The organism is bacterium (assembly GCA_019912885.1).
In the GTDB taxonomy this organism is placed as follows: Bacteria; Lernaellota; Lernaellaia; order JACKCT01; family JACKCT01; genus JAIOHV01.
In genome coordinates, this window is record JAIOHV010000117.1 from 1 (window position 1) to 14,131 (window position 14,131).

The window sequence follows — 14,131 nt, forward strand, 5'->3', positions numbered from 1 at the left end:
TTCGGGCCGCCAAGTCCATCAAAGGAGTCCGACGCCTTTGGGGCGTCGGAACCAAACCCAACGACCGGCTCCGCCGGTCGTCAACACACCGGACATCTACGATCGCTTATGAACAGGACTTCTACTTTCGCTACGAACAGCTCATCCGGCGCGTATCCGAGCATTGCGCCAAGCGAGGCGTTCGCGAAGACGATGTTCTCGTCCTGCACGATCACGACGCCCTCGCGCAGCATGTCCAGAAGCTCGCGGGAGATTTCCTCGGAACGATGAATATCGAACGGCGGACGCGGCGTCATGGCACGCCACCGGCGAGAACGGTGGCCGAGACCGGACGATGGCGCGTGGGCTTTTCACCGGCGAATGTGGTCGCCGCGACCATCCGGACGGCGAATGTGTTCCGACGCGCGTACATAGCCCCCTACGATTCATTTGCCGGTCGGGCCGCGCCGCGCGGCCTGCCGCCGAGGACGCGAAAAGCTTGATCGATTAACGACGATCACAAACTTTCCGGCGCCAAAAAAACGCGTGCCAAAATGAAAAATATTTATATCGCGTTCATCGGGGAAAGGCAACAGAATTCGGGCATCGTGCGAAGAATCTTGCCCATCAATCCGATCGCGCCGATCGTGATTGAAGATCAGAATTTGTATTCGGGATTTTCGGAATCGAAATCCGCGTCGGCAAGGCCCGGATCAAGGCGGAGATCCGTCCAGATGAATTCCTCGAACATCTGTCCCTTCTCGTCGAAACTGCGCGACAACACGGGAAAACCCGTCTCGATGTCGTGCCCGGAGACGGATTTCGGCGCGTAATATCCCTTGCCCGCGGGCACGGTGGATTCGACGACGTACACGTAGCGGTCGCCGATCTTTTCGATGCCCTTGAATTCGAGCTTCATGTCGCCCGATTCGATGCCGCGCGAAAGATTTTCGTAGATCGTCTTGACGACAAAGCCGAGATCGATCTCCAGGATGTGATGGTTGGTATCCTTTTTCACCAGGTCGCCCTGCGGATCGACGCGCACGTTGAGCACGTTCAACACGCCGCCTTCGTGCACGAGCATTTTGTCCTCCTGCCCCGCGCGGAAAAGAAGCTCGCGCCCCTCGTGCGGACCCTTGTACCATTTCATGTACAGGTCCGACGGCTTGCGGAACTTGACGAACATGAACTGCGTTTTTTGCAATTCGCCCCCGACGCGTTCGCGTTTTTCGAGCTTGCCCGTATAACCTTTCACCCGCGCGTAGCGGCCCTGCAAATTGTTCTTCAGCTTCACCGGATCGATAAAGATGCCGCCCGGCGCCACGCCCGGAAATCCGAACGCGGAATTCCCGGGATCGAAATCCGCCGCCGAAAGCCCGGCCGGCGCGGTCCACGCGTCGAAGTGATATTCCTCGAGCAGCGTGGCGCCCTTGGCATCCTTGAATACAACCGACGAAGGCCGGTCGCCGTTCGGCACGACGCGCACCGACTCGCCCGACGGCTTCGTCGCGACGAACGCGTGATCGTCCCGCGTGATCGTCCCGCCGTCGAGGTACGCGGCGGCGCGCCGCCCGATCGCCGCGGGATGGTAGTCGGTGATCGCCCCGCGATAGTCGCGCGCGACGACCTTGTCATCCGGCGCGATCGCCACCGCCGCGAAATCGAGAGCCCCGCCCTCCTTGATCCACGCCTTGCCGCCGGCCAGGTCCTTGCGCCAAACGAGCTCGCGGCCCTTGTGCGCCTTGCCGGTCCAGTGGGCGTACATCGCGCCGTCCGGACCCGCCCACATCTCGACGGTCTCCTCCGCGCGCAGCTTTCCTCCGACATTGTGACGCAGGCGCACGGTGATCCGGGCGTCGTCCGTCGCGATCAAGGTGTCGGCAAACGCGCGAAGCTTCGCTTCGGTCGTGTCCTCGGCCGACGCCGATCCCATCGACGCAAGGGCAAGCATGAGGGCGATCGTGAATCCGGATCGGCGAATCATATCTCTCCCCGGGGCTCGTGTTTTCGGCGGCGTATCCCGTAAACTTGCGCGATCGGACGCACCGAGGTCAATGGGCGAATGGTTCCTTACGGTTCGCGTTCGCGGAATAGACGCGATGGACGGATTGGACAAGATGGACGTCATGGACGCACACAAACGTCGGATCATGCCCGCGGCGGTATTTGCGGCTCTCTTCGCGCTTGCCCTTTTCGCCGCCTCGTGCTCATGCGGCGACGACGATGACGACGATTCCGCGTTGACCGATGACGACGCGCAGCCCGAGGACGATGACGCCGATGACGACGATACGCAAAGCGACGATGACGATGACGACGACTCCGGCGCGCCGGACGCCGGTTTCCGATATCTGGTCGCCGAGGATGGTTCGCTTTCGCTGCGTTACGGCGCCGTGGAGGTGTTGCGCGCCGAAAGCGTCCACGTGCTGCGGCAAACGACCCGGGCGAACATGCTGTTCGGCTTCTTCCGTTTTTTCGGCGGCGATATCGAAAGCGCCGTGGCCGCGCGTTTCGCGGTGATCGATGGCGAAATCGTGCTCGTCGCCGGCGGTGAGATCTACGCCGCCGTCTCGATCGACGAGATGGCCGAGGGCGTGATGCGCCTGTCCTTCGCCGCGCCGCCCGGCGACGGCGACGTGTATCGCCTCGCGTTTTCCATCGCGCCGAACGACCGATTCTGGGGATTCGGCGAGCAGTACAACTTCGTCGATCTTCGCGGGCAGACGCTCGACATCTGGACACAGGAACAGGGCGTCGGCCGCGCCGCGGACTCGATTGTCCCCACCGTCGGCGGGCTGACCGACACCTATTTTCCGATGCCGTGGTGGATCGACCCCGTCAAAAGCGCGGGTGTTCTGCTCGATCATCCGGGCTACGCGCGCTACGACGTCGGCGCGGCAGATCCGGGACGGCTGACGATCGAAATGTGGGACGCGAACGAGGTGTCGCTTGTCGTCATCGCGGGCGACGCGCCGCGCGATGTCGTGCGGCGGCTGACGGCGCACATCGGACGGACGCCCGCCGCGCCGCCGGACTGGGCCATCGAGGGCGTTTGGCTCGCGGCGCAGGGTGGCACGGACGCGATGCTCGATCGGGTCGAAACCGCGCGCGACGCGGGCGTGCCGGTGTCGGCCGTGTGGGCGCAGGACTGGGTGGGGCATCGCGCTTTCGGGCTCGGCAACCATGGCGTGAAATACCACTGGACGCACGACGACGAGGAATACCCGAATCTCGCCGATGCGATCGCGACGCTCGCGGCGGACGGCGTGCGTTTTTTGGGTTACTTCAATCCGTTCGTCGTGCCGCGCCTTGGGCAATACGACGAGGGCGAGGCCGCGGGGTATCTCATCACGCGCGAGGACGGTTCCGTCTACAAATTTCCGGTCATCACGTTTTTTGGCACGCTCGCGGACTTCACGAACGCCGGCGCCGTGGCGTGGTTTCAGGATCACGCGCGCGACGCGCTCGACCTTGGCATGTCCGGCTGGATGGCGGATTTCGGCGAGTGGCTGCCGTATGACGCCGTCATCGCGAACGGCGAAGCGCCGCGCATGCACAATCTCTACCCCACGCTGTGGCACGCCGCGAACCGCGAGGTGCTCGAGGAAAGGCGGGGCGAGGATTTCGTGTTGCTCACTCGCTCCGGCTACACGGGCGAGCACGGCGTCGCGCAGATCGTGTGGGCCGGCGATCAGGAAGCCGACTGGTCGACGACCGACGGACTGCCGACGGTCGTCACCGCGGGACTGACGATCGGCCTGTCGGGCGTCCCCTACTTCACGCACGACATCGCGGGTTTTTCCGGCGGGCCAAGCACGAAGGAGCTATTTCTGCGCTGGACGGAGCTTGGCGCGTTCACCCCGTTCATGCGCACGCACGACGGCCTGAAAAAGGACGAGAACCACCGCTTCGATTCCGATGCCGAAACGCTCGATCACTTCACGCGCTTTTCGCGCGCGCACGAGGCGATGTTCCCGTATTTCCGCGCGCTCGCGGATGAAGCCCTGACCGACGGCCTGCCGATGATCCGCCACACCGCGCTCGTCGATCCGTCGTTTGATGACGCGCTCGAAGCGCACGCGCAGTGGATGATCGGCGACGATCTACTTTTCGCGCCCGTCGTCGCCGAGGGCGCGGCGTCGGTCGAGGCCGTTTTTCCTCGCGGCGCATGGACGCATCTTGTCAGCGGGGAGACGATCGACGGTCCCGCGACGACGGTCGTCGCCGCGCCGATCGGAACGCCCGCCGTCTATTTCCGCGCCGGTTCGCCCGCGCAAGCACCCGCACTCGCGGCGCGCACGGCGCTGGCGGAAACGCAGCTCAAATCAACTCAAGGAATTCTTCCACGCTCATGCCCGCGTCTTTGATGATGTGCTGGAGCGTGGATCGTTTGACGGGACGATGCTGGCTGCCCTTTTGCCGGACAACGCGAAACCCATTTCGGATAAAAGCGTTTTGAATCGCCTTGCAGGAAAGCGACGGGACGATCGTCACACGGCGATCTCGCGTACGAGGACGGGCTTTTCTTTGCGAAGTTGCTCGGTGTCCGTGTCCTCGAGATAGAGTTCGATGGCCTCACGGATGTTCGCCATCGCCTCCTCTTCCGTTTCGCCCTCGCTGATGCAGCCGGGCAGCGCCGGGACGTAGACGGTGAAACCGCCTTCGTCCGACGGCTCCAAAACAACTTGCAGTTTCATTTTTCCCACCTCGATCCTATAAGATCGAACGATCCATGCATCTATCAGAAACGAAGTCATGAAAACCCGCAAGCCCGTGCCCGAAACGACGCAAAGGCTCTGGACGCTCGATCCCGGCGTTTGTTTTCTGAACCACGGATCGTTCGGCGCGTGCCCGGCGCCGGTGCTCGCCGCGCAGACGCTTTTTCGCCGGCGCATGGAACGCAATCCGGTCCGGTTTCTTGGGTGCGATATCGAGCCGCTGCTCGACGCCGCGCGGCGCGACCTGGCCGCGTTTGCCGGCGCGTCGCCCGAGGATCTCGCGTTTGTCCCGAACGCGACCTTCGCCGTCAATGCCGTATTGCGTTCGATTCCACTCAGACGCGGCGACGAGATCGTCGTCACCAACCACGGCTACAACGCGTGCCGAAATGCGGCGGAAGCCGTCGCGGCGGACGTGGGCGCGCGCGTCGTCGTCGCGAAGATTCCGTTCCCGATTCGCGATGCGCGCCAGGCGGTCGACGCAATCCTCGGCGCGGTCACGAAGCGCACGCGCCTTGTGCTCATCGACCACGTCACCAGCCCCACCGCGCTCGTGCTGCCGATCGAGGAGATCGTGCGTAAGTTGGAGCCGCGCGTACCGGTGCTGGTCGACGGCGCGCACGGGCCCGGGATGTTGCCGCTTGATCTCGCGAGCCTTGGGGCGTCGTATTACGCCGCGAATCTGCACAAGTGGGCGTGTGCGCCCAAGGGCGCGGGTTTTTTGTTCGTGCGCGAGGACCGGCGGGGCGCGATCCGTCCGCTTGTCGTCAGCCACGGGCGCAATACGAAGCGAGCCGGGCGATCGCGCTTTCACCTCGACTTCGACTGGACCGGCACCAACGACAACACGCCGTATCTGTGCGTTCCGGAGGCGATCCGGTTTTTGGCGACGCTTGCGCCCGGCGGGCTCGCCGCATTGTACGAACGCAATCGCGCGCTCGCACTGCGCGGGCGTGACGCGATCGCGGACGCGCTCGGCATCCGCCCGCCCGCGCCCGATTCGATGATCGGTTCGATGGCGGCGTTCCCCGTGCCCGGCGATTTGCCGCGCGGCAAGGCGGACGCGCTCGGCATCGATCCGCTGCAACACGCGCTCGCCCAACGCGGATTTGTCGTGCCAGTGACCGCGCCCCCGCGCGCGCCGCGCCGCGTTTTGCGCGTGAGTTGCCACGCGTACAATCGCGCGGAAGAATACGAGGCCCTGGCGAGCGAACTTTCGAAGTTGCGCCGGGCCGGTGCGCGCGCGAAAAGGAGCCGTTCGTGAAACTCGTCGTCACTATCGTTGTCGCCGCCGTCGCGCTCGTCGCGGCCTTCGGATGCCAAATCGACCCGAACGACGATTTCGCGGATGTCGATCCGGATACCTTCGATCCCACGCGCTACGAAACCGACGACCCGGACGATGACGCCGCGGCCGATGACGACGCCGGTGACGACGACGCGGGCGACGACGACGGACTGCCGGAGGGCACCGTGCAGGTGGTCCCGTCGGTCGATCTTCCCAAAGCCGTGCAGACGCAAAACGCCAACAACAACCTGGACGTCGCGTACCACAACGGGCGCGTTTATCTCGCGTTCCGCACCGCGCCGACGCACTTCGCAAGCCCGCTGGCACGCATCTACGTGATTTCGAGCGAGGACCAGATTGCGTGGCGCTACGAAGGCGAGTTCTGGCGCGGGCGCGACCTGCGCGAGCCGCGCCTGCTGTCGTGGAATGGACGCCTGTTTCTGTATTTCGCCGTTCTCGGAACGAATTCGTTCGACTTTGAACCCGGCGGCATGATGGTGACCGAGCTTGACGAAGACGGATCGTGGAGCGAGCCCGCCTGGTTTTACGGCGAGGGCTTCATCCCCTGGCGCGCGAAGGTCGTGAACGGCACGCCGTACATGCTCGCCTACATCGGCGGCGAGAGCATCTACGACTTTTTCGGCGCGGAGCTGTTCGTTCATTTCCTGACGACGGCCGACGGACGCAACTGGGTGCCGGTCGTTCCGGGAAGCGCGGCGGTATTGCAGGGCGGATGCTCGGAGACGGACTTTGTTTTGCTCGACGACGGCTCGCTCGTTTCCGTTTGCCGCAACGAGGCCGGCGACGCGGACGGCTTCGGATCGAAGATCTGCACGGCGCCCGCGGACGATCTCGCGGACTGGACGTGCGCGCCGGACCCGCGCAAGTTCGACTCGCCCCTCATGTTCCGCGACGGCGGCGATGTTTACATCATCGGCCGGCGCAACGTAACGGACACCGGCAATTTCGACCTGATGCGCGACGATCTTCCCGCGTTCCTGCGCGGCCTGTTCTATTCCGCGGACTACTGGTTCCGCCAAAAGCGATGCGCGGTCTGGAGCGTGGACGCCGATGCGATGGAAGCGGCGTTCGCGTTCGACCTGCCCTCCCGCGGCGACACGTGTTTCCCGGGCCTTCTCGACAACGGCGACGGCACGTACGAGGTTTACAACTACTCCTCGCCGGTCGACGGCCCGGACGTCTTCTGGCTCGCCGGACAGCTCGGGCCGACGAACATCTACCGAACGACGATTGAACTGCCATAGTCGAAATCGGGTTTGCATCGCGATTCAACACAAAGGCACGACGGCCACGAAGGAAACCCAAAAACGCTCGCATCCGTGAACTTCGTGCTCTTCGTGTCTTTGTGTTGAAACGTGCATGATCGCGTTGCGTCGGCCTGATGACGAATCCGCTTCGCCGTCCTTGGCGCGGCGCGGCGAAATTGTTAAGCCATGACAATGCGACGCGGGCGACACGAAGGCGTCACGCAAGGCCCCTATCGCCCGCGGGCATGGATACGCGAAACGACACCCTCGACATCGGAACCTCCGTGCACACCACCGGAAACGTTTACAAGGGCCGGCCCGGCATATCCGGCAAGCGGCCGTACCCCGGCGCGCTGATCGTCGTCGAGGGCATCGACGGATCGGGCAAGAGCACGCAGCTCTACCTGCTCAAGCGCTGGCTCGAGATCGGCGGCTATCGTGTGTATTTCACGGAGTGGAACTCCTCGCCGCTCGTCAAAAACGCGACGCGGCGCGGCAAGAAGCAGCGTCTTCTGACGCCGGTGACGTTTTCGATGATCCACGCCGCGGACTTCGCCGATCGCTGCGAGCGTCAGATCATCCCGCTTCTCAAGGGCGGCTACCTCGTTCTGGCCGATCGCTACATCTACACCGCGTTCGCGCGCGACGGCGCCCGCGGCTGCCCGCCGGACTGGCTGCGCAACCTTTATCGTTTCGCGCCGATCCCCGACCTTACGTTTTATTTCCGCGCGCCGCTCGACGTTTCCCTCGAACGCATTCTCTCCGGCCGGCCGAAACTGAAGTATTACGAGGCCGGCATGGACATGGATCTCGCGTACGATCCCGTGCGCAGCTTCAAGGTCTTCCAGGGCATGATCATGGACGAGTACGACAAGATGGTGGCGCGCGACGGATTCGTGAAGATGGACGGCTCGCTTGCCGTCAACGAGTTGCAACAGCAGATGCGCTCGATCGTGCAGAACCGCATCGATCTCAAACGCTTCGCGCGGAGGCGCTGATGCCAGGGCGAAAACTTCCCGTGCCCGCGGACGATCTTACGCCGCCGCCCGCGCCGGCCAACGACGGGCGCGCGCCATCGCTGCTCGATCCGAAGGCCGCGAACCTGCCCGGCAAGCTCATCGTCGTCGAGGGCGCGGACGGCTCCGGCCGCTCCACACAGATCGCGCTTCTGACGGAGTGGCTTGAGTCGGCGGGGTTCGCCGTCAAGACGATGGGCCTTCGACGATCGAATCTGCTCGCCAAGGACATCGACGACTTGCTCGCGAAAAACGCGGTCACGCAGCTCACCCTCGCGTTGATGTACGCCACGGATTTTTACGACCAGCTCGAAAACAGCATCATCCCCGCGATGAGCGCCGGGCTCGTCGTTTTGGCCGACCGCTACGTCTATACGCTCATGACGCGGTCGGTCGTGCGCGGGCTGGATCGCAAATACCTTGAGGGCATCTACAAGCTTGCGCCCAAGCCGGATCTCACGGTCCGCCTGCACGTGCGCCCGGAAGTGGCCTTCGAGCGCGAATTCCGGAAATCGCCGGTCATCAGCTTCTGGGAGTCCGGCCGCGACATGTCGCTTTCGTCCGACCTGTACAGCTCGTTCATCCGCTATCAGACGCTTATCAACGCGGAGTTCGCGCGGCTGGCGAAGGCGCACGAGTTCATCCCCGTGGACGGCGAGGCGGGGGTGCGGCAGGTCAACCTCCAACTGCGCCGGCGCGTCGCGAGGCTCCTCGGCATCCGCAGCACGCGCTACAAACCGTCGGCCTTGCTCGCGGGATCCTGGCGCTGATGCCCTACACCTTCGCCGCCGTCGACGCGGGCTCGAACGCGATCCGCCTGACGGTCGCGCGCGCCGAGTCGCCCGGCGAGATCGTCGCGCTCGAAAAGGAGCGCGTGCCGGTGCGCCTGGGGCATCATGTCTTCACGCGGCGCAAGTTCGACCGCGAAACCGTCGACGCCGCCGTGGACGCCTTCCGCTATTTCCGCCAGATCTTCGATCGGCTGCACGTGCAGGAGTACCGCGCCGTGGCGACAAGCGCCGCGCGCAACGCGCGAAACCGCAAGAGCGTCATCCAGCGGATCCAGGAAGAGGCGGACATCCGCCTGGAGGTCATCGATGGCCCCGAGGAAGCGCGCTTGGTGCGCGCGGCGGCGCTCGGCGCGGTGAACGACAAGCTTACGCCGGCGCTGATCCTGGACATCGGCGGCGGAAGCCTCGAGCTCAATCTGATGACGGGACGCCGGCTTGACCGCGGGCTGACGCTGCCGCTTGGCACCGTCCGCATGATGGAGATGTTCGATGCGGGCGACGCGGTATCGAAACAGTCGGAAGAGGCGATCCGGCATTTCGCGCTCGAAAAGTTCGAAAGCGAACTGGCCGACCCGCCGCGCCTTGCGGGCCGGCCCGCGCTCGCGTGCGGCGGCAATGCGGAGGCGCTCGCGCCGATCGCGCCGGGCAAGCCCGTGCAGGGGCACCCGGTTCTCGATCTTTCCCGGCTCGAAAGGATATTGCCGGATATGCTGCGCATGACGGTGAAGGAACGCATGAAGGCCTACGATATCCGCGCCGAGCGCGCGGAGGTCATGCCCATGGCGGCCATCGTGCTTTGCGCGCTTTCGCGCTATCTCGGTTGCGACACCCTGATCGTGCCCGGCGTCGGCGTGCGCGACGGCATCCTGCGCGATCTCGTCGAGAGCCGATTCGGCGTGCATGGCGCGGGCGCGACGGAGGACGATCTTGTGGCGGCCGCGCGCGACTTCGCAATGGCGCACGGCGCGGACGACGACCACATCGAGCACGTGCGCCGCATCGCCGTGTCAATCTTCGAGAACACGCGGGCGCTGCACGGCCTGACCGACCAGGATCGCCTTCCGCTCGTGCTGGCGTCGCTGCTGCACGACATCGGCCATTCGATCAACTTCGTCGACCACCACAAGCACGGCGAATACCTCGTGCGCCACGGCGCGATCCGCGGACTGACGAACGACATGCGAGAGATCGTCGCGGCGCTGGTGCTCTATCACCGGCGCATCGATCCCCGGCCGGAGGACGAACTTTACAGCCGGTTTTCCGGCGCTCTGAAAAAAAAGGTGCGCCTTCTGGCGGCCATCCTGCGCATCGCCGACGGCCTCGACACCGACCACCGCCAGGCGGTGACGGAGGTGGAGGTGAGCGACAACGGAAAGGCGCTCCTGCTTACGGCTGTCTGCCGCGGCTCGCCGAAGCTGCCGCTTTGGGGCGCGGGCCGAAAATCGCGCCTGCTCGAAAAAGAGCTTGATCGCAAACTCACGATCGCGAGCCGCGCGGCGTGAGGCGAATTGGGAATGGGGAATTTGGAATTGCGAATGAAATCGCAATTCGACGCATGCCATGGGCGTTGTCCATTGTGTCCATCAAGTCCTTTCGGTCCATGATGTCCATCGTCCCATCGGGAGTTCGTCATGCAAATCATCTTTTTCCGCCACGGCATCGCGATCGATCGCGACGATCCCGCGTGCCCGCTCGATCCCGATCGCTTTCTGACGGACGAAGGACGCATGCGAACCGACGCCGCGGCGCGTGGTCTCGCGTTCCTTGTCGACGAGGTGGACCTGGCGATCACGAGTCCCTACGTTCGCGCGCGCCAGACGATCGAAATCGCTCTCGAACACGTTCGCGCGCCTCGCGGAGGCCTGCGTGAATCCGACGCGCTTTTACCCGAGGCGCACCCCGCCGGGATCCTCCGCGAATTGACGCGCGAAAAGGCAAACCGCGTGCTGCTTGCGGGCCACGCCCCTGGCCTCGACTACGTCATCGCGCTTGCGCTCGACGCACCCCGCGCGGTCACGAGCCTCAAAAAAGCCGGCGCGGCGTGCGTGGAATGGGAAGCGGGTTCACCCGGCGGAACGCTGCTGTGGTTGATGCGCGCGAAAGATCTGATGGCGTTGGGGAAGCGGTAGGGGCGCGATTCATCGCGCGCGATTGGGCGCCGCGTGTCTTCCGATGGCCCGCTCCCTGACGGTCGCGGCTCTGTCATCGCAATCGTCACTCGTCACTCGAAACTCGTCACTCGAAACTCGTCACTGCCCCACGCTGTGCTTCACGACCACGTTTTTCGTTCGCGGTGCGAGAGGGCCTTCCTCGCGGCCGTCAAAACGCAACCACACGTGCGGCGGCTGCTTGTCGTACCAGATGTACATGGACGGCGCGACGAGCTTGAGCGCGAAGCTCGTGGGCTTGAGTTCGAGCTTGTAGGCCTCGCGCTTGCCGAGCGGCGTATCGATCGTTTCCTCGCCGCGATGAATGATCGCGCCGCCGAGGGTGGAGCCGTCGGTCATGACGATATCGCCCTTGAACGTCGTGCCCTCACCCTTTTCAAACGGGAAGCCGCGCAGGATGAAATAAAGCGCGTCGCCGGGGATGGCGTCGTCGCCGAACGAAATCGTCTTTTGCTCGTGTTTGTCTTCCTTGCGGTCGTTCCAGGTGTAGTGCGCCTTTTTCGCCGCCCAGTCGTAGCGCAGCTTCCAGTCCATCTGCTCGTCGCCGGTCGATTTCTTTGTCCAGTAAACCGTGCGGATGCCGCGGGGCGTGAGCTGCATGAGCGACTCCTCCGCCCATTCGATGCGCGCCTCGCCATCCTTCGCGTTGTCGCCGGCGGCCGTGTATTTGATGTGCGGCGTGCCGTCGACCGTCGCCGGCTCGGCGGTCCAGCGGAAGTTGTAGAGCAACTCGTCGCTTTCCACGTAACGAATCTCGTGAACGCCGGTCTCGGTGCCGGCAAGCCCGACGTTCGCCAACAATTCTCCGGCAAACGCACCGGCGGCCAAGGCGAAAAACGCGGTCAGGACAGCGGCGGCCAAACGCAAAACGCGCGGCATCATGGGAATCTCCTGCAAATGGAATGCGAACATATCGCCGAAGTTCGCGCCGGGCGCAAGCCCTGGGCGGGCGCATTCGGTCAAGCGAAATTGTTTCGTTCCGCACACTTCCGCGCGCGCCGCGCGCCAGGTATGGCGATTGTGTTATCGTGCGTCGTTAATTCGACGAAGTTTTTGAACGAAGGCGTCCCCGGGAGGGCCGTGTCATGAAAATGCTGCTCCTCAATCCGGCGCAGATGCCGGACAACGGCAGGCCGCTCAAGGTCAAGAAGGCGTTCGTCATCCCCTTTTCGGTCTACATGCTCGCGGGGCAGACACCCTCCGATTGGGACATCGAGATCGCCAACGACTACACCGACGAGATCGACTACGACGGCGACTACGATCTGGTCGGTATCACGCTCTCCACGATCCACTCGCGCCGCGGCTACCAGATCGCCGCGGAATTCAAAAAGCGCGGGCGCACCGTCGTCATGGGTGGGTTCCACGCGACACTTTTCACCGACGAGGCGCTGCAACACGCCGACGCGGTCGTTTCCGGCGAGGCGGAGTACGTCTGGCCGGCGCTGCTTGAGGACTTCAAGGCCGGCCGCCTGCAAAGGCTCTACAAGGCCGACCGCTACCACGATCTGCGCGACCTGCCGCCGCCGCGCTACGACCTCATCAATCCCAAACGCTACATGGTGAACGTCTACCCCGCGGAGACCTCGCGCGGCTGCCCGTTTGCGTGCAACTACTGTTCGGTCACGGAGTTCTACGGCCAGAAGTACCGCGTGCGTCCGCCGGCCGATGTCGTGCGGGATGTGTTGGCCAGCGGCAGCCGTTTCATCACCTTCGTCGACGACAACGTCGCCGCTCATCTGACCCGCGCGTCCGCGATCTTCGAGGCGCTCGTCCCGCACAAGATCTACTGGATGAGCCAGGTGACGATCCGCCTCGCCGATCACGAGCCGACGCTCGCGCTCGCGGCGCGCTCGGGCTTCCGCTACGCGATCGTCGGTCTGGAGACGCTCGACCGCTCGAATCTCGAGGCCGTGCGCAAGACGCGCGTCAACAAGGTGGAGGAGTACGTCGACCGCGTGAAGCTCTTCCGCAAGTACGGCATCACCGTGTGCGCGAACCTGATGTTCGGATTCGACGCCGACGAGGAGCGCACCTTCGACAACACCTACCACTTCCTTCGCCGCACGAAGATGGTGCCGAATCCGTACGTCATCACGCCGTATCCCGGCACGCCGCTCTATGACGACATGGAGCGCGCCGGGCGCCTTCTGCACAAGGACTACGCGAAGTACACGGCGTATCGCACGGTTTTCAAGCCGACGAACTTCACGCCCGACGCGCTCGATGCCGCGTTCACGCGTTTTTACAAGAAGGCATATTCGATTCCGAACATCGTCCGCCGCGCGGTCCACATGCTTCGGTGGCGCGAGCCGGTCCACAGCACTTTGACGCAGCTTGCGCTCGCGGCCAGCAGCCTTCAGGTGCGCCGCAACGTCCACGCGGGAATATTGCCGTACTACTGAGTTTGCGGACCCGTTTCGCTTCCCGCGCCCGTAGCCGAATGGACATGATGGACCGCATGGACATCATGGACGAACGGTAACCTCCGGCCCCTTACACGGTTCAGCATCCGCAGCCGCCGCAGGCATCGTCGTCGTCGTCGTTATCGGCCGTGCGTGCCGGTAGTTCGTCGTCGTCGTCCGTCACCGGCGGTGTTGAATCGTCATCGTCCGAAGCGTCGTCGTCGCCCGTATCGTCATCCATCGAGTCGTCGTCGGCCGTGTCGTCGTCCGAAGCGTCGTCGTCGGCGGTGTCGTCATCCGCCGTATCGTCGTCCATGTCGTCATCATCCCCGCTCATTGTCGTCGTGGTCGTCGAACCGCCGGTCGTCGTGGTCGTGGACGCACCGGTGGTGGTCGTCGACCCATTCGTCGTAGTGGTTGTCGACGGTGCAGTTGTCGTCGTGGTCGGCTGAGTCGTCGTCGTGGTCGGCTGAGTCGTCGTCGTGGTCGGCTGAGTCG

At 64.1% G+C, this 14,131-nt stretch carries 13 protein-coding genes; 8 read left to right on the top strand and 5 right to left on the bottom strand.

Going from position 1 to position 14,131, the window contains the following annotated elements:
- Nucleotides 1-80: 80 nt before the first annotated feature.
- Together K8I61_09625 and K8I61_09630 are read right to left on the bottom strand one after the other, a co-directional pair.
- Entirely contained in the window at nt 81-296 is a 216-nt protein-coding gene (locus K8I61_09625; protein MBZ0272287.1) for a PAS domain-containing protein, read from the bottom strand.
- 341 nt (nt 297-637) lie between these two features.
- On the bottom strand, nt 638-1,963 hold the full coding sequence (locus K8I61_09630; protein ID MBZ0272288.1) for a DUF1571 domain-containing protein: 1,326 nt from the start codon (nt 1,961-1,963) through the stop codon (nt 638-640).
- 115 nt (nt 1,964-2,078) lie between these two features.
- On the opposite strand from K8I61_09630, the gene K8I61_09635 reads away from it, so the two are divergent.
- Nucleotides 2,079-4,346 carry a hypothetical protein gene (locus tag K8I61_09635; protein MBZ0272289.1) on the top strand — a complete coding sequence of 756 codons (2,268 nt, stop codon included), beginning with the start codon at nt 2,079-2,081 and terminating at the stop codon, nt 4,344-4,346.
- Nucleotides 4,347-4,469: 123 nt separating this feature from the next.
- Here K8I61_09635 and K8I61_09640 read toward each other — a convergent pair whose 3' ends face one another.
- Nucleotides 4,470-4,676: a type II toxin-antitoxin system HicB family antitoxin gene (locus tag K8I61_09640; GenBank protein MBZ0272290.1), complete on the bottom strand. Its 207-nt coding sequence runs from the start codon at nt 4,674-4,676 to the stop codon at nt 4,470-4,472.
- A gap of 58 nt (nt 4,677-4,734) precedes the next feature.
- Here K8I61_09640 and K8I61_09645 point away from each other — a divergent pair, with 58 nt between their 5' ends.
- The 6 genes from K8I61_09645 to K8I61_09670 all read left to right on the top strand — a co-directional run bounded on the left by K8I61_09645 (nt 4,735) and on the right by K8I61_09670 (nt 11,189).
- Nucleotides 4,735-5,961 carry an aminotransferase class V-fold PLP-dependent enzyme gene (locus tag K8I61_09645; protein MBZ0272291.1) on the top strand — a complete coding sequence of 409 codons (1,227 nt, stop codon included), beginning with the start codon at nt 4,735-4,737 and terminating at the stop codon, nt 5,959-5,961.
- Entirely contained in the window at nt 5,958-7,250 is a 1,293-nt protein-coding gene (locus K8I61_09650) for a hypothetical protein (protein MBZ0272292.1), read from the top strand. Before K8I61_09645 ends, K8I61_09650 begins: the two co-directional genes overlap by 4 nt.
- 248 nt (nt 7,251-7,498) lie before the next feature.
- Nucleotides 7,499-8,251 carry a thymidylate kinase gene (locus tag K8I61_09655; GenBank protein MBZ0272293.1) on the top strand — a complete coding sequence of 251 codons (753 nt, stop codon included), beginning with the start codon at nt 7,499-7,501 and terminating at the stop codon, nt 8,249-8,251.
- Nucleotides 8,251-9,039 carry a thymidylate kinase gene (locus K8I61_09660; protein ID MBZ0272294.1) on the top strand — a complete coding sequence of 263 codons (789 nt, stop codon included), beginning with the start codon at nt 8,251-8,253 and terminating at the stop codon, nt 9,037-9,039. The genes K8I61_09655 and K8I61_09660 overlap by 1 nt, the downstream gene beginning before the upstream one ends.
- Entirely contained in the window at nt 9,039-10,562 is a 1,524-nt protein-coding gene (locus K8I61_09665; protein ID MBZ0272295.1) for a Ppx/GppA family phosphatase, read from the top strand. The genes K8I61_09660 and K8I61_09665 overlap by 1 nt, the downstream gene beginning before the upstream one ends.
- 129 nt (nt 10,563-10,691) lie before the next feature.
- Nucleotides 10,692-11,189: a histidine phosphatase family protein gene (locus K8I61_09670; GenBank protein ID MBZ0272296.1), complete on the top strand. Its 498-nt coding sequence runs from the start codon at nt 10,692-10,694 to the stop codon at nt 11,187-11,189.
- 120 nt (nt 11,190-11,309) lie between these two features.
- Here K8I61_09670 and K8I61_09675 read toward each other — a convergent pair whose 3' ends face one another.
- A complete protein-coding gene (locus tag K8I61_09675) occupies nt 11,310-12,110 on the bottom strand; it encodes a hypothetical protein (protein MBZ0272297.1) in 801 nt (266 codons plus the stop codon).
- 203 nt (nt 12,111-12,313) lie between these two features.
- On the opposite strand from K8I61_09675, the gene K8I61_09680 reads away from it, so the two are divergent.
- Nucleotides 12,314-13,633 (top strand): B12-binding domain-containing radical SAM protein, encoded by a 1,320-nt coding sequence (locus tag K8I61_09680; GenBank protein ID MBZ0272298.1) that lies wholly within the window; start codon nt 12,314-12,316, stop codon nt 13,631-13,633.
- 100 nt (nt 13,634-13,733) lie between these two features.
- Here K8I61_09680 and K8I61_09685 read toward each other — a convergent pair whose 3' ends face one another.
- Entirely contained in the window at nt 13,734-13,949 is a 216-nt protein-coding gene (locus K8I61_09685) for a hypothetical protein (GenBank protein ID MBZ0272299.1), read from the bottom strand.
- Nucleotides 13,950-14,131 lie beyond the last annotated feature (182 nt).

What these genes read in the sequence shown, in the direction of transcription:
- K8I61_09625 (MBZ0272287.1), bottom strand. Translation starts at nt 296, where the DNA reads ATGACGCCGCGTCCGCCGTTCGATATTCATCGTTCCGAGGAAATCTCC.
- K8I61_09630 (MBZ0272288.1), bottom strand. Translation starts at nt 1,963, where the DNA reads ATGATTCGCCGATCCGGATTCACGATCGCCCTCATGCTTGCCCTTGCG.
- K8I61_09635 (MBZ0272289.1), top strand. Translation starts at nt 2,079, where the DNA reads ATGGACGGATTGGACAAGATGGACGTCATGGACGCACACAAACGTCGG.
- K8I61_09640 (MBZ0272290.1), bottom strand. Translation starts at nt 4,676, where the DNA reads ATGAAACTGCAAGTTGTTTTGGAGCCGTCGGACGAAGGCGGTTTCACC.
- K8I61_09645 (MBZ0272291.1), top strand. Translation starts at nt 4,735, where the DNA reads ATGAAAACCCGCAAGCCCGTGCCCGAAACGACGCAAAGGCTCTGGACG.
- K8I61_09655 (MBZ0272293.1), top strand. Translation starts at nt 7,499, where the DNA reads ATGGATACGCGAAACGACACCCTCGACATCGGAACCTCCGTGCACACC.
- K8I61_09660 (MBZ0272294.1), top strand. Translation starts at nt 8,251, where the DNA reads ATGCCAGGGCGAAAACTTCCCGTGCCCGCGGACGATCTTACGCCGCCG.
- K8I61_09665 (MBZ0272295.1), top strand. Translation starts at nt 9,039, where the DNA reads ATGCCCTACACCTTCGCCGCCGTCGACGCGGGCTCGAACGCGATCCGC.
- K8I61_09670 (MBZ0272296.1), top strand. Translation starts at nt 10,692, where the DNA reads ATGCAAATCATCTTTTTCCGCCACGGCATCGCGATCGATCGCGACGAT.
- K8I61_09675 (MBZ0272297.1), bottom strand. Translation starts at nt 12,110, where the DNA reads ATGATGCCGCGCGTTTTGCGTTTGGCCGCCGCTGTCCTGACCGCGTTT.
- K8I61_09680 (MBZ0272298.1), top strand. Translation starts at nt 12,314, where the DNA reads ATGAAAATGCTGCTCCTCAATCCGGCGCAGATGCCGGACAACGGCAGG.
- K8I61_09685 (MBZ0272299.1), bottom strand. Translation starts at nt 13,949, where the DNA reads ATGGACGACGATACGGCGGATGACGACACCGCCGACGACGACGCTTCG.